The organism is Enterobacter cloacae complex sp. (assembly GCF_900322725.1).
GTDB lineage: Bacteria > Pseudomonadota > Gammaproteobacteria > Enterobacterales > Enterobacteriaceae > Enterobacter > Enterobacter quasihormaechei.
On record NZ_LT991957.1, the window covers coordinates 3,264,810 to 3,286,787 of the forward strand.

Sequence of the window (21,978 nt, forward strand, 5' to 3'; positions counted from 1 at the left end):
CGCTTCAACTCAACCCTGCAAAATTTTGTCCATCATCCGTCCCGGCAGCAGGCGTTTTAACCAGCCGACGGCATGGGTCACCAGCGTGACCGGATAGCGCGTTTTGGGGTTGTCGCTCTCAAAGGCGTGACGCACTTTGGCGACCACCGCCTCCGGCCCCAGCGTGAAGCGTGCGGCAATACCGGGGTTTTCGACCGGCTTGTCTGCCTGCGTCTGGTTAACGTTTTCCGTGAACCGGGTACGGATAGGGCCGGGCTCAATCAGGCTGACCTTAATGCCGCTGTGGCGCAGTTCCATGCGTAGCGCATCGGACCACGCCTCCAGCGCGTATTTGCTGGCGGCATAAGCTCCACGGCCCGGCGTGGAGATCAGGCCCATCACCGAGGAGGTCATGACAATCCGCCCTTCGCCGTGCGGCAGCATGGCGGGAAGCAGGCGCATGGTGAGCTGATGCGCGCCGAAAACGTTAGCGGAGAACTGCTGTTCCAGCTGTTCCCGCGAGATGGTCTGTAACGGGCCGTAGACGCCATAGCCCGCATTGTTGAACAGGCCGTAAAGCCGGTTATTGGTCAGGGCGATAACCTCATCGGCGGCCTGCTCCACGCTCTCCGGCGAATCCAGATCCAGCAGGATGCCGGTAAAACCGAGCCCTCTCATGCGTTCGACATCTTCGGGTTTACGGCAGGCTGCCAGTACCCAAAACCCCTGGCGCTTCAGCTCAAGGGCGCTTTCAAGGCCAATTCCGCTGGAACATCCTGTTATTAAGACCGATTTTTGCATAACTTTACCTGTCAGGTTCTCAGCTGTTTGACGAGTCATGTTTTACTAAAGGTGCCAGCCGGGTTGCCATCCAGTCGGCAATAAACGGCTGGGCATCGCGATTGGGGTGAATGCCGTCGTCCTGCATCCACTGGGGCTTGAGATAGACCTCTTCCATGAAAAATGGCAGCAGCGGAATATCAAACTCTTTGGCAAGCTTAGGATAGATCGCGCTAAACGCCTCATTATACCGACGACCGTAGTTAGCGGGCAGGCGAATTTGCATCAGCAGCGGCTGGGCGTTAGCGGCCTTAATGGTTTGCAAAATGGTCCGCAGCGTTTGCTCGGTTTGCTGCGGCGGGAAGCCTCGCAGGCCATCGTTGCCGCCCAGTTCAACCAGCACCCAGCGCGGCTGATGCTGTTTGAGCAGGGCAGGCAGGCGCGACAGGCCCTGCTGCGACGTATCACCGCTGATGCTGCCGTTAACGACAGACGTCCCGGACTGCCATTTATCATTGAGCAGCGCGGGCCAGGCCGCGCTGGCGGCCATACGATAGCCCGCGCTCAGGCTGTCGCCCAGCACCAGTAACGTGTCCGCAGCCGCCGCGCGGAAGGTCATCAGCATCAAAAACAGGAAGGGCAAATGCCAGCGGAAAACATTGTTGAAGTTCATCGTCTTAAGAAGTCCGTCGGTCAGGGAGAACACGAGCTTTCCATCCTTACCGGAGTTGAACTCGTTGTCAAACGCGCCGAAAGCATCGCGCTGATTGGCGAATCCGGTTCCGGTAAGTCCACGCTGCTGGCGATCCTGGCCGGCCTGGACGATGGTAGCAGCGGCGAGGTGAACCTGGTCGGCCAGCCCCTTCACGCGCTTGATGAAGAGGCGCGCGCCGCGCTGCGCGCCCGGCATATCGGGTTTGTCTTTCAGTCCTTCATGCTGATCCCAACCCTCAACGCGCTGGAAAACGTCGAGCTGCCGGGCCTGCTGCGCGGCGAAAATACCCGCGAAAGCCGCGATCACGCCAAAGCGTTGCTGGAACAGCTTGGGCTGGGGAAGCGGCTTGACCACCTTCCGGCGCAGCTGTCCGGCGGTGAGCAGCAGCGCGTGGCGCTGGCGCGGGCGTTTAACGGACGCCCGGAAGTGCTGTTTGCCGATGAGCCAACGGGCAACCTCGACCGTAAAACCGGGGATAAAATTGCCGATCTGCTGTTTTCGCTCAACCGCGAGCACGGCACCACGCTGATTCTGGTTACCCACGATCCGCAGCTGGCCGCCCGCTGCGACCGCCGCCTGCGGCTGGTGAACGGTATTCTTCAGGAGGAAGCATGATTGCCCGCTGGTTCTGGCGCGAATGGCGCTCGCCCTCGCTGCTGATTGTCTGGCTGGCGTTGAGCCTGGCGGTGGCCTGCGTGCTGGCGCTCGGCAGCGTCAGCGATCGCATGGAAAAAGGGCTTAGCCAGCAGAGCCGCGAATTTATGGCGGGGGACCGGGCGCTGCAAAGTTCCCGACCCGTCCCGCCGGGCTGGATCGAAGAAGCGCGCAAGGAAGGGCTGAAGGTCGGGGAGCAAATCACCTTCCAGACCATGACCTTTGCGGGCGACACGCCGCAGCTTGCCAGCGTGAAGGCCGTGGATGACATCTACCCGATGTACGGCGAGCTACAAACCAGCCCGCCGGGGCTAAAACCGGCCTCCGGTACGGTATTGCTGGCTTCGCGTCTGATGGCGCTTCTTAACCTGAAGCCCGGCGACAGTATTGACGTTGGCGATGCCACCCTGAAAATTGCCGGGGAAGTGGTGCAGGAGCCCGATTCCGGCTTTAACCCGTTTCAGCTCGCGCCGCGCCTGCTGATGAACACCGCCGATGTCGCGAAAACCAACGCCGTCCAGCCGGGAAGCCGCGTCACCTGGCGCTATAAGTTTGGCGGTACGCCCGCACAGCTGGAGGCGTATGAAAAATGGCTTCTGCCGCAGCTCAAGCCGGAACATCGCTGGTACGGGCTGGAGCAGGATGAAGGGGCGCTAGGCAAATCTCTTGAACGTTCCCAGCAGTTCCTGCTGCTGTCGGCGCTGTTAACCCTGCTGCTGGCCGTTGCGGCCGTCGCCGTGGCGATGGGGCACTACTGCCGCAGCCGTTACGATCTGGTGGCGATCCTCAAAACCCTCGGCGCGGGGCGGGCGCAGCTGCGCAAGCTGATTGTCGGCCAGTGGCTGATGGTGCTGGCGCTGTCGGCCATTACCGGCGGAGCGATCGGGCTGCTGTTTGAAAAACTGCTGATGGTGCTGCTCAAACCGGTACTGCCCGCCGCGCTGCCGCCTGCCAGCCTCTGGCCGTGGCTGTGGGCCATTGGCGCGATGACGGTGATCTCCCTGCTGGTGGGGCTGCGCCCGTACTGGCTGCTGCTCGCCACCCAGCCGCTGCGCGTGCTGCGCCGCGACGTGGTGGCCAACGTCTGGCCAATGAAGTTCTACCTGCCGGTGATTATTGCGGTGGCGGTCGGGCTGCTGGCCTGGCTGATGGGCGGCAGTACACTGCTGTGGGCGGTGCTGGCGGGTGCGGTCGTGCTGGCGCTGCTGTGCGGCGCGCTGGGCTGGGTGCTGCTCAGCCTGCTAAAAAAGCTGACGGTGAAATCGCTGCCGGTGCGTCTGGCGATTAATCGTCTGCTGCATCAGCCGTGGTCCACACTCAGCCAGCTTTCGGCGTTCTCGCTGTCGTTTATGCTGCTGGCGCTCCTGCTGGTGCTGCGCGGGGATCTGCTGGATCGCTGGCAGCAGCAGCTTCCGCCGGAAAGCCCGAACTATTTTCTGATCAACATCGCGCCCGAGCAGGTGACGCCGCTGAAGGGCTTCCTGTCCGAGCATCACATTATTCCCGAGTCGTTCTATCCGATCGTGCGCGCCCGCCTGACGCAGATCAACGGCCAGTCGACGGAAGGAAACAAAGACGAATCGCTCAACCGAGAGCTGAACCTGACCTGGCAGGAGAAGCGTCCGGACCATAACCCGATCGTCGCCGGCACCTGGCCGCCAAAGGCGGGGGAAGTGTCGATGGAGGAGGGGCTGGCGAAGCGTCTGAACGTGGGGCTGGGCGACAGCGTGACCTTTACCGGCGACACGCAGGATTTCAGCGCCAAAGTGACCAGCCTGCGCAAGGTGGACTGGGAAAGCCTGCGGCCAAACTTCTTCTTCATCTTCCCGCCGGGCGCGCTGGACGGACAGCCCCAGAGCTGGCTGACCAGCTTCCGCTGGGAAAACGGCAACGGCATGCTGACGCAGCTTAACCGGGAGTTTCCGACGGTGAGCCTGCTGGATATCGGCGCGATCCTTAAACAGGTCGGGCAGGTGCTGGAGCAGGTAAGCCGCGCGCTGGAGGTGATGGTGGTGCTGGTGACGATCTGCGGCATATTGCTGCTGCTGGCGCAGGTGCAGGTCGGCATGCGCCAGCGACATCAGGAGCTGGTGGTCTACCGCACGCTGGGCGCCGGTAAGCGACTGCTGCGCGCCACGCTGTGGAGCGAGTTTGCGCTGCTTGGGCTGGTGGCGGGGCTGGTGGCGGCCATCGGTGCGGAAACCGCGCTGGCGGTGCTCCAGACGAAAGTCTTCGACTTCCCGTGGGAGCCTGACTGGCGGCTGTGGGTAACGCTGCCCGTCTGCGGCGCCGTGCTGCTGTCCCTGTGCGGCGGCTGGCTCGGCACCCGGCTGTTGAAAGGTAAAGCGCTGTTCCGCCAGTTTGTCAGCTAGTTTACTGACGTGATGATGACGCACCGGCATATCTGCTGGTGCGTCACCGCTTAACGGCACAAATCGTTAATGACCCTGCATTTAGTAGCACAAAACATTAAAAACCCGCCCACACAGCCCGAATATTTCCGGTTAATATTCACCAGCTAAATATTTAGCAGCGTGTCTATCAAGGAAAAAGAATGACTATAAGAAAAACAGCGCTGGCGACAACGATCGGCGCAGCAGTGGCATTGGCTTCTTTCGCATCCCAGGCGGAAATCACTCTTCTGAAACAGGATCCGCAGGCGGGTAACCCGCTGAGCCGCCTGAACTTCACCGTTGGCGGCAGTATTCGTCCTCAGTTCCAGAACATGACCGGCGATGACGGCAAAAACGGCTACAAGCGTAACGGCTTTGACGGCGGTACCCGCTTCCGTTTCGCGGCAGACTACTACCTGTTCGATGACATCAGCTGGATCACCTACTACGAGCTGGGTGTGAACATTCCGGCGCAGTTTAACTGGGATAACCACTACGCCGACGGCGCGCACGACACCTCACGTCGTATGCTGTACACCGGCCTGAAGAGCGACACCTGGGGCACGCTGACCTTCGGCCAGCAGAACAGCGTGTACTATGATGTGGTGGGCGCGAAAACCGATATCTGGGACTACGACATGATCGGCCAGGCGCCGGGTAACGGGATCAACGGCGACTACGACGGCTCTTACCGTTCACGCCAGATGCTGAAGTACAAGAAAACCGTGGGCGATGCGGATATCTATGCATCTTACCTGTTTGAGGACAGTGAATACCTGCCGGGCAACGGCCTGCGCTACAAGCGTAAAGGCGGCGGCTCGCTGGGTATCGATTACCACCTGACTACCGATCTGACCTGGGGCGCAGCGTGGAACTACACCCGCGCGGACATGCGTAACCCGGACAACGGCGACAGCAAATCCTACGACCAGAACATTGTCGGTACTGCGCTGAGCTGGACCCCGGATAACTGGACCTTCTCCGCGGGCGGCGGCTGGTATCAGAACTTCATGACCACCAAAAAAGTGTCCGTTAACGACTACTTCGCCGGTGACGCATGGGGTATTGAATACTTCGCAGGGTACAAATTCCCGGTCGGCCAGTATGCGGTGAAATCCATCCAGCCTTATTTCATGGGTGACCGCATTGAGTACGTGAACGGCCGTAACTACCAGCGCATCGACAACGGCGTGGGTATCAGCTTCCAGCTGGACTACGGTTTCCGCGTGGATTACGAACACGTGTTCACCTCCAGCACCGACAACCTGGGCGACATGAACCTGGTGCGTCTGCGTTACGACTTCTAAGTTGTTTGTTCCCCGGTGGCGCTGCGCTTACCGGGGCTACAAATGCACGCGTAGGCCGGGTAAGGCGTAGCCGCCACCCGGCTTTATTTTTCAGCGATTAAGCCATTCGGCAATGTCTTCGAACGTCCCGCGATATACAATTTTCTCTACCTTTTTCTCCAGCTGATAGCCGTACATCGGGTCGTAATAGTCGTTCAGCAGCGGCACAAGCCAGCTGAAGTGTGCGTCAGTGCTGCCAGTTCGCTGTTGCTCGACGAGCGCGGCGTCCAGCAGGGCGGTAAACTCCGCGAAGCGTTGCAGCCCCAGACGGCGACGAATGGCAAAAAGTCCGTGATGCAGGTATTCGCTGTACGCTTTCCAGCCCGCGTCTTCACCGTAGGCGGCAGAAAAGTCCGCCCACATATGGTCGAAGTACTCTTCACGCAGGCGCTCAAGACGAACGTCAAACGGATCCTCGACCACCACGATAGGCGCTTCAGCCATGCGGTCGCGCAGGCACTCCGGCAGATGGTTGGAGCCAATCATCCGGCCCTCATCTTCCAGCACCCAGCGCGCCGCGTCTTTTTTCAGCAGCTCAACGGCGAGGTGATTTTCAAAGCTCGCCTGGGAAAGCTGCGGCGTGAGCGTGCGGCCAAACGACGAGCCGCGATGGTGCGCCAGCCCTTCCAGATCGATGCCCTGCGCGTGCTGCTTCACCAGCAGCGTTTTACCGTTGCCGGTACAGCCGCCGATAAGCACCATCGGCTTTTGCGACTGCTCGACCGTGATCTGAATGGCCGTCTGACGCAGAGCCTTATAGCCGCCGCGGATCAGCGGGTAATCGACACCCACTTCCTTAAGCCAGGCCTGGGAGATATGCGAGCGCTGCCCGCCGCGGGCGCAGCAAAGATAGCCCTCGGGGTGCGCAAGGCTGGCTTCGCGCCAGGCGTTAATGCGCGCCTCCCGCGTCTCGCCGCTCACCAGGCTATGGCCGAGCGCCAGCGCGGCGTCGGGTCCTTGGCGCTTATAGCAGGTACCGACGGCGGCACGCTCGTCGTCGTTCATTAAGGGCAGGTTGAGTGCGGCGGGCATCGCACCCTGGGCAAATTCGATCGGCGCGCGAACGTCGATTAAAGGGGTATCGGACGCGAGGATCGCGCGATAGTCCGTTCCATCGTTCATGGTGATTCCAGAAGAAAACTGAGCAGCAATGGGCGGGAATTGTACGCCGGGGAAGGGGAAGGTCAACTCCCCGGCGCAGATGTCTTAGTTGAGCTTTGACTGTGCCCAGACAATACCGCTTGCGTATTCCGGCGGCAGGAGAGGGACGATCGCTTCCAGCGTAGCGCTCAGGCGATCCGTGTCGGTATCGTTCAGGTTCAGGTGACCGACCTTACGACCCGGGCGCACCTCTTTGTCATACCAGTGCAGGTGCACCAGCGGCAGCTTCAGCCAGTCGTAGTTCAGATCGGTGCCGATCAAGTTGATCATCACCGACGGGCTGGTCACCACCGGCTGCGGCAGAGGCAGGTCAGTGATAGCGCGCAGGTGCAGCTCGAACTGGCTGATGGAGGCGCCGTTTTGCGTCCAGTGGCCGCTGTTGTGCACGCGCGGCGCCAGCTCGTTGATCAGCAGGCCCGACGGCGTGACGAAGCACTCCATCGCCATCACGCCCACGTAGCCCAGCTCGTGCATGATGGCGGAGAGCATCTCTTCCGCCTGCGCCTGCTGGCCAGCGTTTGCCTGCGGGAAGGCAACGCTGGTACGCAGAATGCCGTCCTGATGCAGGTTATGCGTCAGCGGGTAAAACACCGTGCGGCCATCATGCGCGCGCGCGCCAACCAGCGACACTTCGCCGCTGAAGTTGATGCCCTGCTCAACGATGCATTCGCCGTAGCAGTCGTCCGGCAGCTCGGCGGTGTCGTTCGCCCGCAGACGCCACTGCCCGCGACCGTCATAGCCGCCGACGCGGCGCTTCACGATCGCCAGTTCGCCCAGCATCGCAAACACGTCATCCCACTCGCTTTTATCAGAGAGCAATTGCCACGGCGCGGTCGCAAGGCCGAGCTTGTCGAACAGCTGCTTTTGCGTGAGACGGTCGGCGATGATCGGGAATACGTCGCGGTTCACAAAGGCGTTATGGCGCGCCAGCTCGCGGGTCAGGGCGGTTTCCGGCCAGCGTTCAATTTCGGCGGTGATCACGCTCTGATGGAACGGCACGGCTTCCGGCTCGGCGTCCAGCCCGACGGGCCAGACGGTAATCCCCAACGGTTCGCCGGCCTGACGCAGCATGCGGCCAAGCTGACCATTACCCAGAACGCAAACCTGCTTCATGCTGCACCCCGCGGATCCGGGTTATCCAGCACCTCGTCGGTCTGGGCTTTACGCCACTCCGTCAGGCGTTGATGTAACGCTGTATCGTGCGTCGCCAGGATCTGCGCGGCGAGCAGCGCGGCGTTGGCGGCGCCCGCTTTGCCAATCGCCAGCGTACCGACGGGAATACCGCGCGGCATCTGCACAATAGAGTAAAGGCTATCGACACCGCTTAACGCAGCGCTCTGCACCGGCACGCCCAGCACCGGCACCAGGGTTTTGGCGGCAATCATGCCCGGCAGATGTGCTGCGCCGCCCGCACCGGCAATAATCACCTCATACCCGTTTTCTTCGGCGCTTTCGGCGAAGCTGAACAGTTTGTCCGGCGTGCGGTGTGCGGAAACCACTTCAACGTGGTGCGGAACATTCAGGATTTCAAAGATTTCGGCGGCGAACTGCATGGTAGCCCAGTCGCTTTTGGACCCCATCACGATGGCGACACGCGCCGGATTATTGCGGGAAGACATGCGTCTTAAAACTCCTGTGGTGCGGAACACACTGCTTTCGAGGGCACAGAGAATAGCATGTAATACCGGCAAGGAAAACGGTTGCGTGGTCGAGAAATGGGCGAAAAGACGGGAAGACGTTAAAACGGGAAGGCGATCAGTTCCACCCCTTCCGGCGTGACTTTTACCATCGAACCTTCGCTGTGCCAGGCCCCTAAAACCACGCGGTGAGCGGGCTCGCCGTTGGCGATAAGAGAGTGCACGTCCGGGCGATGGGTATGGCCGTGGATCAGCCACTGAACGCGATGCTTTTCCATCACGTTAACCACTGCCTGCGGGTTGACGTCCATAATGGTCAGCGATTTACTGCTGTTGGCGGCTTTACTGCCCGCGCGCATTCTGGCGGCAATGCGGTTGCGGATAAACAGCGGCAGGGCGAGGAATACTTTCTGGATCCACGGGGTATGGACTTTGGCGCGAAACGCCTGGTAGCCGGTATCGTCGGTGCAGAGCGTGTCGCCGTGCATGATCAGCACCTTGCGACCGTAGAGATCGAGCACCTGCTCTTCCGGCAGCAGCGTCATGCCGCTCTCGCGGGCGTAGCGCTGGCCTATCAGGAAATCACGGTTGCCGTGAATGAAATAGCAGGGCACGCCGGAATCCACCAGCGCGTGAATGGCGGCTGCCATTTCACGGTGCAGCGGGTTCGGGTCGTCGTCGCCGATCCAGGCCTCAAACAGGTCGCCCAGAATGTACAGCGCGTCGGCGCCTTTCGCTTCGCCGCGTAAAAAACGCAGAAAACCGGCGGTGATCGCCGGTTCTTCTGTTTGCAGATGCAGGTCTGCAATAAAGAGTGTCGCCACGAATTACTCGCTGACGGTCACGCTTGTAATCACAACGTCTTCTTTAGGAACGTCCTGGTGCATACCGCTGCGGCCAGTAGAAACGGCTTTGATCTTGTCGACCACGTCCATCCCTTCAACCACTTCTGCGAATACGCAGTAGCCCCAGCCTTGCAGGCTTTCGCCAGAGAAGTTCAGGAAGTCGTTGTCCGCTACGTTGATGAAGAACTGTGCGGTTGCAGAGTGTGGCGCCTGAGTACGGGCCATTGCCAGCGTACCACGGGTGTTTTTCAGGCCGTTGTTCGCTTCGTTTTTGATCGCTTCTTTGGTCTCTTTCTGGCGCATGCCAGGCTCGAAACCGCCGCCCTGGATCATAAAGCCGTTGATCACACGGTGGAAAATAGTGTTGTTGTAGAAACCTTCGCGGCAGTAGTCCAGGAAGTTTTTAACTGTTTCAGGCGCTTTATCATCAAAGGTTTTGATTACGATATCGCCATGATTAGTGTGGAAAGTAACCATTTTTGCATCCTGTTCCGTTATTGTGGTGCGTCGACCCGTGCTCGGGTCACATATAGGGGCTTGTTATAGCATAACCACAGGACACGATCACCTTGCATTGTGTGCTGACCGTGCTCCCAATTATGGGTATTATAAGGAACAAACAATCCACACACGTGTTTACATGGAATCTTCGATGTTAAAAATCTTTAATACAATGACGCGCCAGAAAGAGGAATTTAAACCTATCCATGCCGGGGAAGTCGGCATGTACGTGTGTGGTATTACGGTTTACGATCTCTGTCATATCGGCCATGGCCGTACCTTTGTCGCGTTCGACGTGGTGTCACGCTACCTGCGCTTCCTGGGCTATAACCTGAAGTACGTGCGCAACATCACCGACATCGACGATAAAATCATCAAGCGCGCTAATGAAAACGGCGAAAGCTTCGTCGCGCTGGTGGATCGCATGATCGCCGAAATGCACAAGGATTTTGATGCCTTAAATATTCTGCGCCCGGACAGCGAGCCGCGCGCGACCCACCACATTCATGAAATCATCGAGCTCACTGAAAAGCTGCTCGAACGCGGCCACGCCTATGTGGCGGACAACGGTGACGTGATGTTCTCGGTGCCGACGGACCCAAACTACGGTGCGCTTTCCCGCCAGGATCTGGACCAGCTTCAGGCCGGCGCGCGCGTGGACGTGGTTGACGTGAAGCGTAACCCGATGGACTTCGTGCTGTGGAAGATGTCCAAAGAGGGCGAGCCGAGCTGGCCATCCCCGTGGGGCGAAGGGCGTCCGGGCTGGCACATTGAATGTTCAGCGATGAACTGCAAGCAGCTGGGCAACCATTTCGACATTCACGGCGGCGGTTCGGATCTGATGTTCCCGCACCACGAAAACGAAATCGCGCAGTCCACCTGCGCCCACGGCGGCGAATACGTGAACTACTGGATGCACTCCGGGATGGTGATGGTTGACCGCGAGAAGATGTCTAAATCGCTGGGCAACTTCTTTACCGTGCGCGACGTGCTGAAGTATTACGACGCGGAAACCGTGCGCTACTTCCTGATGTCTGGTCACTATCGCAGCCAGCTGAACTACAGCGAAGAGAACCTGAAGCAGGCGCGCGCTGCGCTGGAGCGTCTGTACACCGCGCTGCGCGGCACCGACAAATCTGTGCCTGCGGCGGGCGGCGAAGCATTTGAAGCGCGCTTTGTTGAGGTGATGAACGACGACTTCAACACGCCGGAAGCCTACTCCGTGCTGTTCGACATGGCGCGTGAGGTCAACCGCCTGAAGTCAGAAGATATGGCGGCGGCGAATGCGCTGGCGTCTCATCTGCGTAAGCTCTCTTCCGTACTCGGCCTGCTGGAGCAGGAGCCGGACGCGTTCCTGCAAAGCGGCGCGCAGGCAGACGACGGCGAAGTGGCAGAAATTGAAGCGCTGATTAAAGCGCGTCTGGAAGCGCGTCAGGCGAAAGACTGGGCGGCGGCGGATGCGGCGCGTAACCGTCTGACCGAGATGGGCATCATTCTGGAAGACGGCCCGCAGGGGACGACCTGGCGTCGTAAGTAAGTCTTTAACGCCCGGTGGCGCTTCGCTTACCGGGCCTACGGGTAAAAAGTAGGCCGGGTAAGGCGCAGCCGCCACCCGGCTTTTTTTACCTTCGTTTCCACCACAACATCCCCATCAACACCACCCCCGGCAGCCACACCCACAGCAGTTCCGAGATAATGACCTCATGCCCGTACGGCGTGGTATAGCGCGACAGCGCAAACGGCGCGACCTTGATCACCTGCCACGGCGCAAAGAAGCGCTCGTCTGACCACGGCCACAGCCAGCCGACGCCTTTCCCGCCGGTGGTAACGGAGTCCAGCAGGCTGTGCGACAGCAACGACACGGTTAAAAACAGCCAACAGCGCGTCAGGCTGGCCCTGAGCCATCGTCGTCCGGCCAGCACGCAGAGTATCGGCACCACAAAGGCAAACAGCAGCGAATGAGTGAAACCGCGGTGGCCAAAAATATTCCCGTAGGCGACGCCGAATTTAAACGCCAGTACGTCGGCGTCGGGCAGCATGGCGAGGACGATCCCGGCAAAAAGCAGGCGGGGTGGGATGACGCGGGTTCCGAGCCCTAAGCCGAGACACAGAGGAACGGCAGCGTGGGTGATAACGGTAGGCATTGCATGTATCCATGGCAAATCATGGGAATATAACAGTGGAACCGCCGCAATAAACCCGTGTCAAATTCTGATTTTACGCCGATTCCCGCGCGATAAGCTGCCCGGAGAGGGTGATGCGCTGGGTTTGCAGATCCGACTCTTTCAGCCTGCGGATCATCAGCCCCGCCGCCTGGCGGCCTGTCTCTTCGCTGGCAGACGAAACGTAAGTCAGTGACGGCGACGTGAGGTTTACGTGAAGCATATCTTCAAAGCCGATCAGCGCCACCTGCTGAGTCAGGAAAACATCTTTACCCACCGTGCGCCCCACCTGGTGAATGCCGGAGATTGAACCGAGCATCGCATCCGGCGAGTGGCAGAGCAGGGCGGTAATCGTATTGTTCTTCTCCAGCAGCTGGCGGGTCGCCATGGCCGCCGCCTGCGTATCATCGGTGCAGGCGGGAGAATATTCCTCACGCCAGACCAGCCCGTTCTGCGTCATCGCGCTGCGAAAACCGAGCAGGCGCTGCTCGCGGATACGACATCCGTCGCGCCCGCCGATGTAGGCGATGTTGCGGTGCCCGCGCTCAATAAGATACCGCGCGGCCAGGTTCGCCGCCTGACGGTTATCGCGCATCACCAGGTTGCATTTCTCTTCCAGCAACGACTGCGAAACCGCGACAAGCGGCAGCGGGCAGTGGCGAATGTGTTCCGGGAGAGCGGCGGCGCGGGTATCCGACGCCAGGTAGATGACGCCCGCGACGCCCTGCTGCTTAAACGACAGCAGGGTGCGTTCCAGATGTTCGCCGTCGTTCAGCGGCTGACCGAGAAAAACCATATAACCCTGTTTCTCCAGCTCCTGAACGATGCTCGCCATCACTTTGATGGAAAAGCTGTCGCTGAAGTCGCGCAGGATCAGGCCGATTAAGTTGGAGGTGTTGGCGCGAAGGTTGGCAGCGGCGACGTTATGAACATAGCCCAGCGTTGTGATGGCGGCATTGACCTTCCCGATCGTCGCCTCTGAGATCTTCCCTTTCTGGCGCAGCACCAGCGAAACGGTAGAAACCGACACGCCCGCATGCTTTGCAACATCAATAATGCTGACTTTCTTCAAAACCGCTCCCTGAAATTTACCGATTATCAGCCAGATAAGAGGCGCCCCCCAGCGTACAGGAGACGCCTTCTTCAGGCATCTTATTATTTGCCAATCATGGTGGACATGGTCTGGGCGATAAACTGTGCTCTGGCCCCGAAAATCACCTGTATACCGTTGTCGCCCACGAACACCACGCCGCGCGCGCCAAGCCCGTTCAGGCCCTCTCTGTCCACCGCATCGCTCTTCGCCACTTCCAGACGCAGACGCGTTATGCAGGAGCCGACGGAATCAATGTTCTGCGCGCCGCCCAGCAGGCCGATGATTTCGGTGGCAAGTTCGGAATCGGACTTGTCATTCGCACTGGCGGTCACCTCCGTACGGCCCGGCGTTTTCACGTCGAAGCGACGGATCACGAAGCGGAAGGTGAAGTAGTAAACCAGCGCCATCGGTATGCCGATGATAATGGCGCTCAGGAAGTTGGTCTGATAGCCGTTAAACGACGGCAGGATCCCGAACGACAGGTAGTCGATAAAGCCTGCGGAGAACGATTTGGCAATATGCGCATGCATCAGGTACATGGCCATATACGCCAGCCCCGCCATGATGGCGTTGAAGACGTAAAGGATGGGGGCCACGAAGATAAAGGTGAATTCCACCGGCTCGGTGATCCCCGTCAGGAAACAGGTCAGCGCCGCAGAGAACAGAATACCGGCCGCGATTTTCTTATTCTTCGTGTGCGCTTCGTGGTACATCGCCAGACACGCGGCAGGCAGCGCGAACAGCATCAGCGGGAACTCGCCCTGCATGAATTTCCCGGCGTTCTGGTAGGTGTCGCTGCTGAAGGATTTTACCCCCTCTTCGAGCATCTTGAACCAGATGGTCTGGTCACCGTGGATCACCTGACCCGCCTGAGTGGTGTAATCCCCAAACGAATACCAGAAGGAGGGATACCAGATATGGTGCAGGCCGAGCGGGATCAGCGCGCGCTCCACCAGCCCGAAAATAAAGGTCGAGGCCGCCTGGTTATCGCCGTTCACCACCACGGACAGGGCGTCTATCCCGGACTGAATATGCTGCCAGACGTACGGCAGCAGTAGGCCGAGCAGGAACGACAGAAACGCCGTCGCGATCGCCACAAAGCGCTTCCCGGAGAAGAAGCCAAGGAACTCCGGCAGTTGCATGGTGTGGAAGCGGTTATAGCACCAGGCCGCGAGAATGCCGCAGATAAGGCCGCCGAAGACGCCCATCTGCAACGTCGGGATGCCGACCACCATGGCGTATTTCCCGCCCTGAGAGGCCATTTCCGGCGTAATGCTCAGCACCGTGCTGATGGTGATATTGGTGACAAACACCGAGACCGCCGCAGAGAGTGCGGCAATACCGGATTCCGAGGCCAGACCGACAGCAGAGCCGATGGCGAACAGCATCGGCAGATTATCAAAGATAACCCCGCCGGCGTTCATCATCAGCGGCAGGTGGAACTTATCGCCGAAGGCCAGCAGCAGGCCCGCAGCGGGAAGCAGTGAAATTGGCAGCATTAAGGCGCGGCCAATCATCGACAGCTTAGACAACGATTTAACAAACCCTGATATCAGACTCATGCTGATTTCCCCCGAATAGTGCTTTTTTCGCGCTGTTATTGTTAGTAGAACGTTTTAGTAGAACGTTCTACTCATCGTGGGGAAAGTCTGAAAATCGCGCAACTTAATTTTCACGTTTCGCCAGAGGGAATCGTGATTATTTGAAGTTGATCGATAAATAACCGCGATGGATGTGAGGAGATAGAGACAGAAATTGCCGGGTGGCGGCTTCGCCTTACCCGGCCTACAACCGGAGACAGTACGTAGGCCCGGTAAGCGCAGCGCCACCGGGCATCAAACGGCTTACGCCGTCACGGTCACGCTTTGTCCTGCAAAACTCACGGTCTGACCCGCGACAATTTTGCAGCGCTTGCGGGTTTCCACCACGCCGTCCACTTTCACCTGCCCGTCGGCGATAACGATTTTCGCCTGCGCGCCGCTTTCGCTCCAGCCTTCCAGCTTCAGCAGATCGCACAGCTCAACGTGCGGGTGTTTACCTAAAGAAAAAGTTGCCATGATTACGCGTCCTCTACGTCGTGATACTCCTCGCACGCCTGCAAGGTATTCTGAATCAGTGTTGCTACCGTCATCGGGCCTACGCCGCCCGGGACCGGGGTAATGTAAGACGCGCGCGCCGCGGCATCTTCATACACCACGTCGCCGACCACTTTGCCGTTTTCCAGACGGTTAATACCCACGTCCACGACGATGGCGCCCTCTTTAATCCACTCGCCCGGAATAAAGCCCGGCTTGCCGACCGCGACGATCAGCAAATCGGCGTTTTCAACGTGGTGACGCAGGTTTTTGGTGAAGCGGTGGGTCACGGTGGTGGTGCAGCCCGCCAGCAACAGCTCCATGCTCATCGGGCGGCCCACGATGTTGGAGGCGCCAATCACCACGGCATTCAGGCCGTAGGTGTCGATGTTATAACGCTCCAGCAGCGTCACGATGCCGCGCGGAGTGCACGGACGCAGGCGCGGCGCGCGCTGGCACAGGCGGCCCACGTTATACGGGTGGAAACCGTCAACGTCTTTGTCCGGTGCGATGCGCTCCAGCACCTTTACGTTATCAATGCCCGCAGGCAGCGGCAGCTGAACCAGGATGCCGTCGATTGCTTTATCGGCATTCAGGGTGTCAATCAGTTCCAGCAGCTCCGCTTCGCTGGTGGTTTCCGGCAGATCGTAGGAGCGGGAGACGAAGCCTACCTCTTCACACGCTTTGCGCTTGCTGCCGACATAAATTTGCGAAGCCGGGTTGCTGCCAACCAGCACAACGGCCAGCCCTGGCGCGCGAAATCCAGCGGCTGTACGCGCCTTCACTTTTTCCGCAACCTCAGAGCGCACCTGCTGCGCAATCGTTTTACCGTCAATAATCTTTGCTGCCATCAGAGAGAAGATTCCGTCTGTAACGTTAGAAGGGGGGATTGCCTGTATTTTGTCAGAAGCGAGCGCCGCTGTCAGTCACCCTTTACGAGATTTCACCGATAGCCTGCAAAACCCCTTCTCAGGGCATGGCCAATTTCTTAGGGGGGATTAGGATGTGACCTGGCAAAATGGCAGCGTTTTGACATATTACAAAATAGATTACTGAGCTACTTTGTCTTCTCCGAAATAAGCCTTCAATTTTTTAATTGAACGTATTTCTTATTCCCGAATATGTGCGGGAAGGGTTATTTACATTTTAAAGGAATAGACATGAAACTCAGCAACATTGCTTCTACTGTTATTGCAACTCTGGCCCTGGTCGCGGGTGCCGCTCACGCAGAAGATCCTGTAACGCCTGTATCTGTTAACGGTGGTACGGTGCATTTTAAAGGTGAATTAGTCAATGCCGCGTGTTCAGTAAATACTGACTCTTCTGAGCAGACCGTTAATCTCGGCCAGTACCGTACTGCGAAATTCACTAAAGTGGGTGACACCACCTCCAATATTCCGTTCACCATCGAACTGAACGACTGCGATCCTGCGGTAGCGAAAACCGCTGCTGTTGCGTTCACCGGCCAGATCGACGCCACCGACAAAACCCTGCTGGCGGTAACCTCCGGTAATAACGACAACTCCGCGAAGGGCGTAGGCATTGAGATCCTCGACAGCAAATCCACCACGCTGACCCCGGACGGTGCCACCTTCTCTGCGGCACAGAGCCTGATTGAAGGGACTAACACCCTGAACTTCACCGCGCGCTATAAAGCTACGGCTGCGACCACCCAGCCAGGCCAGGCAAACGCGGACGCAACATTCGTAATGAAATACGAGTAATGCCTTTGTACAGGGATGTGGTTGGCCTCAGGGAAGAGGTCTTTTAATCGCTTATACCGGGAGCGAAGGATGACAAGGACTGGGATATTGCTGTGCGCCCTTGCCGTTGCCTCAGCGGTAAACGCACATACCGTGGTGATCGACGGCGGCAAAGTTCACCTCAGAGGAGAGCTGGTCAACGGCGGCTGCGCGGTGGCCCCGGACAGCCAGAATATGCGCGTGGATATGGGGCAATACCGCACAAACGCCTTTTCCGGCGTCGGCAGCTTTTCCACGGTTAACGTGCCTTTCACCGTACGTCTGCTGGATTGTAGCGTGGACGTCTCCCGCACCGTCGGGATCCAGTTCCAGGGCGTCACACCGGCAGAAGATCCGCAGGTTTTCCTGGCGACATCGCGGCCAGGGGAAAACGCGGTCAGCAGCGGTGTCGGGCTGGCGCTTTTTGACGAACAGCAACGGCAAATCATCCCGAACGCGACGGCGGTGAGCTGGTTACCCATTGATACCCGCGAACTGGCATTTCATTTTAGCGCCCGCTATCGGGCTATTTCCGAACACCTGGTACCAGGCACTATTCAGTCGAATGTCTGGTTTACGTTGATTTATCCCTGACGCCTGCGAACTAATTATTAAAGGTACGGTTGTGATGAACACCCTGATTAAACCTGGACTGTTTTTAACTTTTATTTTGATGATGATGTCTGCCTGCGCAAATGCGTCCGGCGGAATTGCGCTGGGCGCGACGCGCGTTATTTATCCGGCCGATGCAAAACAAACGTCGCTGGCGATCACCAACAGCAATAAACAAGAGCGCTATTTAATTAACGCGTGGATAGAAAACGCCAGCGGGCAAAAGGAAAAATCCTTTGTCGTCACGCCGCCGCTGTTTGTCAGCGAGCCGGCCAGCGAAAACACCCTGCGCATTATTTACGCAGGCCCGGCGCTGCCCGCCGATCGCGAATCCCTCTTTTACATGAACGTCAAAGCGATTCCATCGGTCAGCAAAACGCACCAGGACGGCAACAACGTCCTGCAACTGGCCATTTTGTCACGCATCAAACTGTTTGTACGCCCGGCTAACCTGGCGATGCCGCCGGAAGAGGCGCTTTCGCAGTTGCGCTTTGAGCGCGTCGGCAACCACCTTAAGGTGAGCAATGCCTCGCCGTATTACGTAACGCTGGTTAACCTGAAGCTCGGCGGCCAGACGCTCGATAACCTAATGGTTGCGCCTAAAAGCTCGGCACAGCAGGTACTGCCCGCCGCCGCGAGCGGCACGCTCTCCTGGCAGAGCGTGAACGACTACGGTGCCATTACGCCGGCGCGTAGCGTCAGCCTGTGAGCAGAGACAGGGCGATGAACACTCAATGGCGTTACTGCCCGGTTGCGCTGGCGCTGATGGCAACGCTCTGGCCACACGCTGGCTGGGGCGACAGCTATTTTAACCCGGCGTTTCTCTCCGATGACGCGGCGAACGTGGCGGATTTGTCGCGTTTTGAAAAGGGCCACCAGCAGGCACCGGGCGTCTATCGCGTCGATATCTGGCGTAACGATGAATTTATCGGCACCCAGGACGTGCGGTTTGAGCAAGCCGACAACACGCCGCCGGTCGCGGGCGGGTTGTCGCCGTGTATTACGCGCGCGATGCTCGATCGCTTTGGCGTGAATATCGCCGCCTTCCCGGAGCTCAGCAACGTGCAGGGCGACACCTGCGTTCCGCTTACCACGGCTATTCCCGGCAGCGAAACGGCGTTCAACTTCGCCTCGTTGCGCCTTAACGTCAGCCTGCCTCAGGTGGCGATGCAAAACAGCGCCCGGGGGTATATTCCGCCTGAACAGTGGGATGAGGGCATCCCCGCCGCGCTGGTGAACTACAGCTTTACCGGCAACCGGGGCAGCGAAGACGACAGCTATTATCTGAACCTGCAAAGTGGGCTGAACTATGGCGCGTGGCGATTACGCAATAACGGCGCGTGGCGCTATACCGAAAGCAACGGCCAGCGGCACAGCAGCTGGCAAAATATCGGCACCTGGGCGCAGCGTACGGTCATTCCGCTGAAAAGCGAGCTGGTGCTCGGCGACAGCAATACCGGCAACGATGTCTTCGACAGCGTCGGTTTTCGCGGCGGTCGGCTCTATTCTTCCGACAGCATGTACCCGGACAGCCTGCAAGGCTACGCGCCTACCGTGCGCGGAATCGCCCGCACCCCTGCCAAAGTGGTGATCCGCCAGAACGGCTACGTGATTTACCAGAGCTATGTTCAGCCGGGTGCTTTCGCCATTACCGACCTTAACCCAACCTCCTCCAGCGGTGACCTTGAGGTGACGGTGGAAGAGAAGGACGGCAGCCAGCAGCGCTACACCGTACCGTATTCCACCGTACCGCTGCTCCAGCGTGAAGGACGCTGGAAATACGATCTGGTGGCGGGGGATTATCGCAGCGGCAACAGCGAGCAGGACACGCCGTTCTTTACGCAGGGAACGATGATTGCCGGCCTTGCCGACGGCTACACGCTGTACGGCGGTACGCAGCTGGCCTCGCGGTATACCGCAATCGCCATTGGCGCGGGGAAAAACCTCGGTGACTGGGGCGCGGTCTCACTTGACCTCACGCACGCCCGCAGCCAGCTGGCGGATGACAGCCGCCATGAAGGCCAGTCCCTGCGTTTCCTGTACGCCAAATCCCTTAACGGATTCGGCACCAACTTCCAGCTGCTGGGCTATCGCTACTCGACCAAAGGCTTCTACACCCTCGACGATGTGGCCTGGCGCACAATGGAAGGCTATCAGTATGGCGACGATAAGGATGATGACGGCGTGCCGGACGTGCAGAGCTATCACAACCTGACGCTGAATAAAAAAGGGCGTTTCCAGCTCAATATCTCCCAGTCTCTCGGCGATTACGGCTCGGTGTACGTTTCAGGCAGCCAGCAGAGTTACTGGGGCACCAGCGAGTCCAACGTCTGGTACCAGCTCGGCTATGCGGGCGGGGTGAAAGGGGTCAGCTATGCCTTATCCTGGTCGTGGAACAAGGCCGTCGGCATTGACGGAACCGACCGTATCGCCTCGTTCAACGTCTCCGTACCGTTCAGCCTGTTCACCCGTCACGGCTTCCGTCGCGATAGCGCGATCGACAGAGCCTATGCCACGGCCTCTTCCAGCCGAAACAGCAACGGTGATACCAGCTGGCAGACCGGCATAAGCGGAACACTGCTGAAAGATCGCAACCTGAACTATAGCGTCACCCAGGGCCACGCCAGCAATAACGGCGCAAGCGGCAGCGCCAGCGCCAACTGGCAGGCCACCTACGGCACGCTGGGCGTGGGCTACAACTACACCCGGGATCAGCACGATCTCAACTGGCAGCTTTCCGGTGGCGTGGTAGGGCATTCCGACGGCGTAACGTTCAGCCAGCCGCTGGGCGATACCAACGTGCTGATCAAAGCGCCGGGCGCGTCGGGCGTGAGCGTCGAAAACCAGACCGGGGTGAAAACCGACTGGCGTGGCTATGCGGTGATGCCGTACGCCACGGTGTACCGTTACAACCGCGTGGCGCTTGATACCAACACCATGAGTAACAACACCGACATTGAAAATAACGTGTCCAGCGTCGTGCCGACGAACGGTGCGCTGGTGCGCGCCAGCTTCGATACCCGCATCGGCGTGCGCGCGCTGCTCACCGTGAAGCGCGATAACCAGCCCGTACCGTTTGGTGCGGTGGTGCGTGAGACGCAGAGCGGCGTAACCAGCATGGTGGGCGATGACGGGCAGATTTACCTGAGCGGGCTGCCGCTGGAAGGGGAGCTGCTGATTCAGTGGGGAGACGGAAAGCAGTCCCAGTGTCGTGCGCCCTACAGCTTGCCAGAACAGAGCCTGCAACAGGCGATCACACTTAAGGGGATCCGCTGTGAATAAAATCCATTATCTGGGGTTATCCCTTCTGGCGTTATTGCCGGTAACTGACGCGCTCGCCACCGTCTGTGTCAATGAAAAAGGCGTGCCGACGGAGGTCTATTACGACCTGACGGATAAATTCAACAGCGCCAATAACCAGGTGGGGCAGGTGGTTACGCTCAGCGAGAAATCCCAGTGGGTGGGCGTAAACGCCGTCTGCCCTAAGGGAACGTCCGGGAACACCACCAAGCGCAGCTATGTGACCGATTTCCCGGTCACGGGCACCAGCGATGGCTACCAGTATCTGAAGCTTAACGACTATCTGGACGGGGCGATGAAAATCACCGACAGCTACGCGGGCACGTTTTATCCCCCCAAAACCTACATCCAGATGGGGAGCCACCCGAACGTGTCTAAAAACAAACCGTTTGGCGTTCAGGATTCCAGCCTCGTCTTTCGGCTTAAGGTGACCCGGCGCTTTATCAATATGGTGGTGATCCCGCGGGCGACCATGTTCCGGGTTTACGTTACCACCACCTCCTCGGATCCGCTCACCACGCCGGTCTATACCATCAGCTACAGCGGGACCATTCAGGTGCCCCAGAGCTGTGAAATTAATGCCGGGAATGTGGTGGAGTTCGATTTCGGGGACATCGGCGCCTCCTTGTTCAGTAAAGCGGGCATCGGGAATAAGCCGGAGGGGGTCTCAGCGCAAAGCAAAACCATCGGCATAAAATGCACCAACGTGGAGGCGAACGCCATGCTCACGATGCGCGTCGAAGCGGAGAAGGTTTCAGGCAGCACGCTGGTCTCCGATAACGCGGATGTGGGCTTTGTGATTGCCAACAGCAATGGCGTGCCGCTGACGCCGAACAACCTGACCAGCAAAATTCCGTTCCGCCTGGACGACAGCGCGCAGGCGCAGGTTGGGATCCGTGCATGGCCCGTCAGCGTGACCGGTAAAAAACCTGCCGAGGGGCGTTTTACCTCTCGCGGCTATCTACGCGTCGACTACGACTAAG

Annotated in this window: 21 protein-coding genes; 9 read left to right on the plus strand and 12 right to left on the minus strand. The window is 58.9% G+C overall.

Annotated features, from left to right (window positions below; all coding sequences use genetic code 11):
• Positions 1-9: 9 nt before the first annotated feature.
• Positions 10-819, minus strand: a complete 810-nt coding sequence (locus tag DBR02_RS16120; RefSeq protein ID WP_107534829.1) for an SDR family oxidoreductase — start codon at positions 817-819, stop codon at positions 10-12.
• Complete coding sequence (gene tesA, locus DBR02_RS16125; RefSeq protein WP_063451796.1) at positions 800-1,432, minus strand: multifunctional acyl-CoA thioesterase I/protease I/lysophospholipase L1; 633 nt, start codon at positions 1,430-1,432, stop codon at positions 800-802. The genes DBR02_RS16120 and tesA overlap by 20 nt, the downstream gene beginning before the upstream one ends.
• Between tesA and ybbA the strand changes: the two genes are divergently transcribed.
• The 3 genes from ybbA (at position 1,403) to DBR02_RS16140 (ending at position 5,828) form a co-directional block, all read left to right on the plus strand.
• A complete protein-coding gene (gene ybbA / locus DBR02_RS16130) occupies positions 1,403-2,089 on the plus strand; it encodes a putative ABC transporter ATP-binding protein YbbA (protein WP_063451642.1) in 687 nt (228 codons plus the stop codon). The two genes, tesA and ybbA, sit on opposite strands and share 30 nt — an antisense overlap.
• Positions 2,086-4,500 carry a putative ABC transporter permease subunit YbbP gene (gene ybbP, locus DBR02_RS16135; RefSeq protein WP_107534830.1) on the plus strand — a complete coding sequence of 805 codons (2,415 nt, stop codon included), beginning with the start codon at positions 2,086-2,088 and terminating at the stop codon, positions 4,498-4,500. Before ybbA ends, ybbP begins: the two co-directional genes overlap by 4 nt.
• Positions 4,501-4,682: 182 nt before the next feature.
• Entirely contained in the window at positions 4,683-5,828 is a 1,146-nt protein-coding gene (locus DBR02_RS16140) for a porin (protein ID WP_063451640.1), read from the plus strand.
• A gap of 90 nt (positions 5,829-5,918) precedes the next feature.
• On the opposite strand, the gene mnmH is transcribed toward DBR02_RS16140, so the two are convergent.
• The 5 genes from mnmH to ppiB all read right to left on the minus strand — a co-directional run bounded on the left by mnmH (position 5,919) and on the right by ppiB (position 9,987).
• Complete coding sequence (gene mnmH / locus DBR02_RS16145) at positions 5,919-6,989, minus strand: tRNA 2-selenouridine(34) synthase MnmH (RefSeq protein ID WP_107534831.1); 1,071 nt, start codon at positions 6,987-6,989, stop codon at positions 5,919-5,921.
• 84 nt (positions 6,990-7,073) lie between these two features.
• Positions 7,074-8,141, minus strand: a complete 1,068-nt coding sequence (purK, locus tag DBR02_RS16150; protein ID WP_107534832.1) for a 5-(carboxyamino)imidazole ribonucleotide synthase — start codon at positions 8,139-8,141, stop codon at positions 7,074-7,076.
• Positions 8,138-8,647, minus strand: coding sequence for a 5-(carboxyamino)imidazole ribonucleotide mutase (gene purE / locus DBR02_RS16155; RefSeq protein WP_063868980.1), 510 nt, complete (start codon positions 8,645-8,647; stop codon positions 8,138-8,140). The genes purK and purE overlap by 4 nt, the downstream gene beginning before the upstream one ends.
• A gap of 119 nt (positions 8,648-8,766) precedes the next feature.
• Positions 8,767-9,489 (minus strand): UDP-2,3-diacylglucosamine diphosphatase, encoded by a 723-nt coding sequence (gene lpxH / locus DBR02_RS16160; protein ID WP_107534833.1) that lies wholly within the window; start codon positions 9,487-9,489, stop codon positions 8,767-8,769.
• A gap of 3 nt (positions 9,490-9,492) precedes the next feature.
• Positions 9,493-9,987, minus strand: a complete 495-nt coding sequence (ppiB, locus tag DBR02_RS16165) for a peptidylprolyl isomerase B (RefSeq protein WP_000256009.1) — start codon at positions 9,985-9,987, stop codon at positions 9,493-9,495.
• 175 nt (positions 9,988-10,162) lie between these two features.
• On the opposite strand from ppiB, the gene cysS reads away from it, so the two are divergent.
• On the plus strand, positions 10,163-11,548 hold the full coding sequence (gene cysS, locus DBR02_RS16170; protein WP_107534834.1) for a cysteine--tRNA ligase: 1,386 nt from the start codon (positions 10,163-10,165) through the stop codon (positions 11,546-11,548).
• 85 nt (positions 11,549-11,633) lie between these two features.
• Here the strand turns inward: cysS and DBR02_RS16175 are convergent, their stop codons facing one another.
• From DBR02_RS16175 to folD, 5 genes are all read right to left on the minus strand, one after another.
• A complete protein-coding gene (locus DBR02_RS16175; RefSeq protein ID WP_107534835.1) occupies positions 11,634-12,155 on the minus strand; it encodes a metal-dependent hydrolase in 522 nt (173 codons plus the stop codon).
• Positions 12,156-12,228: 73 nt separating this feature from the next.
• Complete coding sequence (malI, locus tag DBR02_RS16180) at positions 12,229-13,245, minus strand: Mal regulon transcriptional regulator MalI (protein WP_107534836.1); 1,017 nt, start codon at positions 13,243-13,245, stop codon at positions 12,229-12,231.
• An 83-nt stretch (positions 13,246-13,328) separates the two neighbouring features.
• The gene (locus DBR02_RS16185) at positions 13,329-14,828 is read right to left on the minus strand and encodes a PTS transporter subunit EIIC (protein WP_107534837.1); all 1,500 of its coding nucleotides are present in this window, start codon (positions 14,826-14,828) and stop codon (positions 13,329-13,331) included.
• Positions 14,829-15,110: 282 nt separating this feature from the next.
• Entirely contained in the window at positions 15,111-15,323 is a 213-nt protein-coding gene (gene ybcJ, locus DBR02_RS16190; protein ID WP_063451631.1) for a ribosome-associated protein YbcJ, read from the minus strand.
• A gap of 2 nt (positions 15,324-15,325) precedes the next feature.
• The gene (gene folD, locus DBR02_RS16195) at positions 15,326-16,192 is read right to left on the minus strand and encodes a bifunctional methylenetetrahydrofolate dehydrogenase/methenyltetrahydrofolate cyclohydrolase FolD (RefSeq protein WP_063451630.1); all 867 of its coding nucleotides are present in this window, start codon (positions 16,190-16,192) and stop codon (positions 15,326-15,328) included.
• 309 nt (positions 16,193-16,501) lie between these two features.
• Here folD and fimA point away from each other — a divergent pair, with 309 nt between their 5' ends.
• From fimA to fimH, 5 genes are all read left to right on the plus strand, one after another.
• A complete protein-coding gene (fimA, locus tag DBR02_RS16200) occupies positions 16,502-17,065 on the plus strand; it encodes a type 1 fimbrial major subunit FimA (protein WP_074161078.1) in 564 nt (187 codons plus the stop codon).
• A 69-nt stretch (positions 17,066-17,134) separates the two neighbouring features.
• Complete coding sequence (gene fimI, locus DBR02_RS16205; RefSeq protein ID WP_063451628.1) at positions 17,135-17,677, plus strand: type 1 fimbrial protein subunit FimI; 543 nt, start codon at positions 17,135-17,137, stop codon at positions 17,675-17,677.
• A 34-nt stretch (positions 17,678-17,711) separates the two neighbouring features.
• Positions 17,712-18,404, plus strand: coding sequence for a type 1 fimbria chaperone FimC (gene fimC, locus DBR02_RS16210; protein ID WP_102749839.1), 693 nt, complete (start codon positions 17,712-17,714; stop codon positions 18,402-18,404).
• Positions 18,405-18,418: 14 nt separating this feature from the next.
• Positions 18,419-20,977, plus strand: coding sequence for a fimbrial biogenesis usher protein (locus DBR02_RS16215; RefSeq protein WP_107534838.1), 2,559 nt, complete (start codon positions 18,419-18,421; stop codon positions 20,975-20,977).
• Positions 20,970-21,977 (plus strand): type 1 fimbria D-mannose specific adhesin FimH, encoded by a 1,008-nt coding sequence (gene fimH / locus DBR02_RS16220; RefSeq protein ID WP_107534839.1) that lies wholly within the window; start codon positions 20,970-20,972, stop codon positions 21,975-21,977. Before DBR02_RS16215 ends, fimH begins: the two co-directional genes overlap by 8 nt.
• Position 21,978 lies beyond the last annotated feature (1 nt).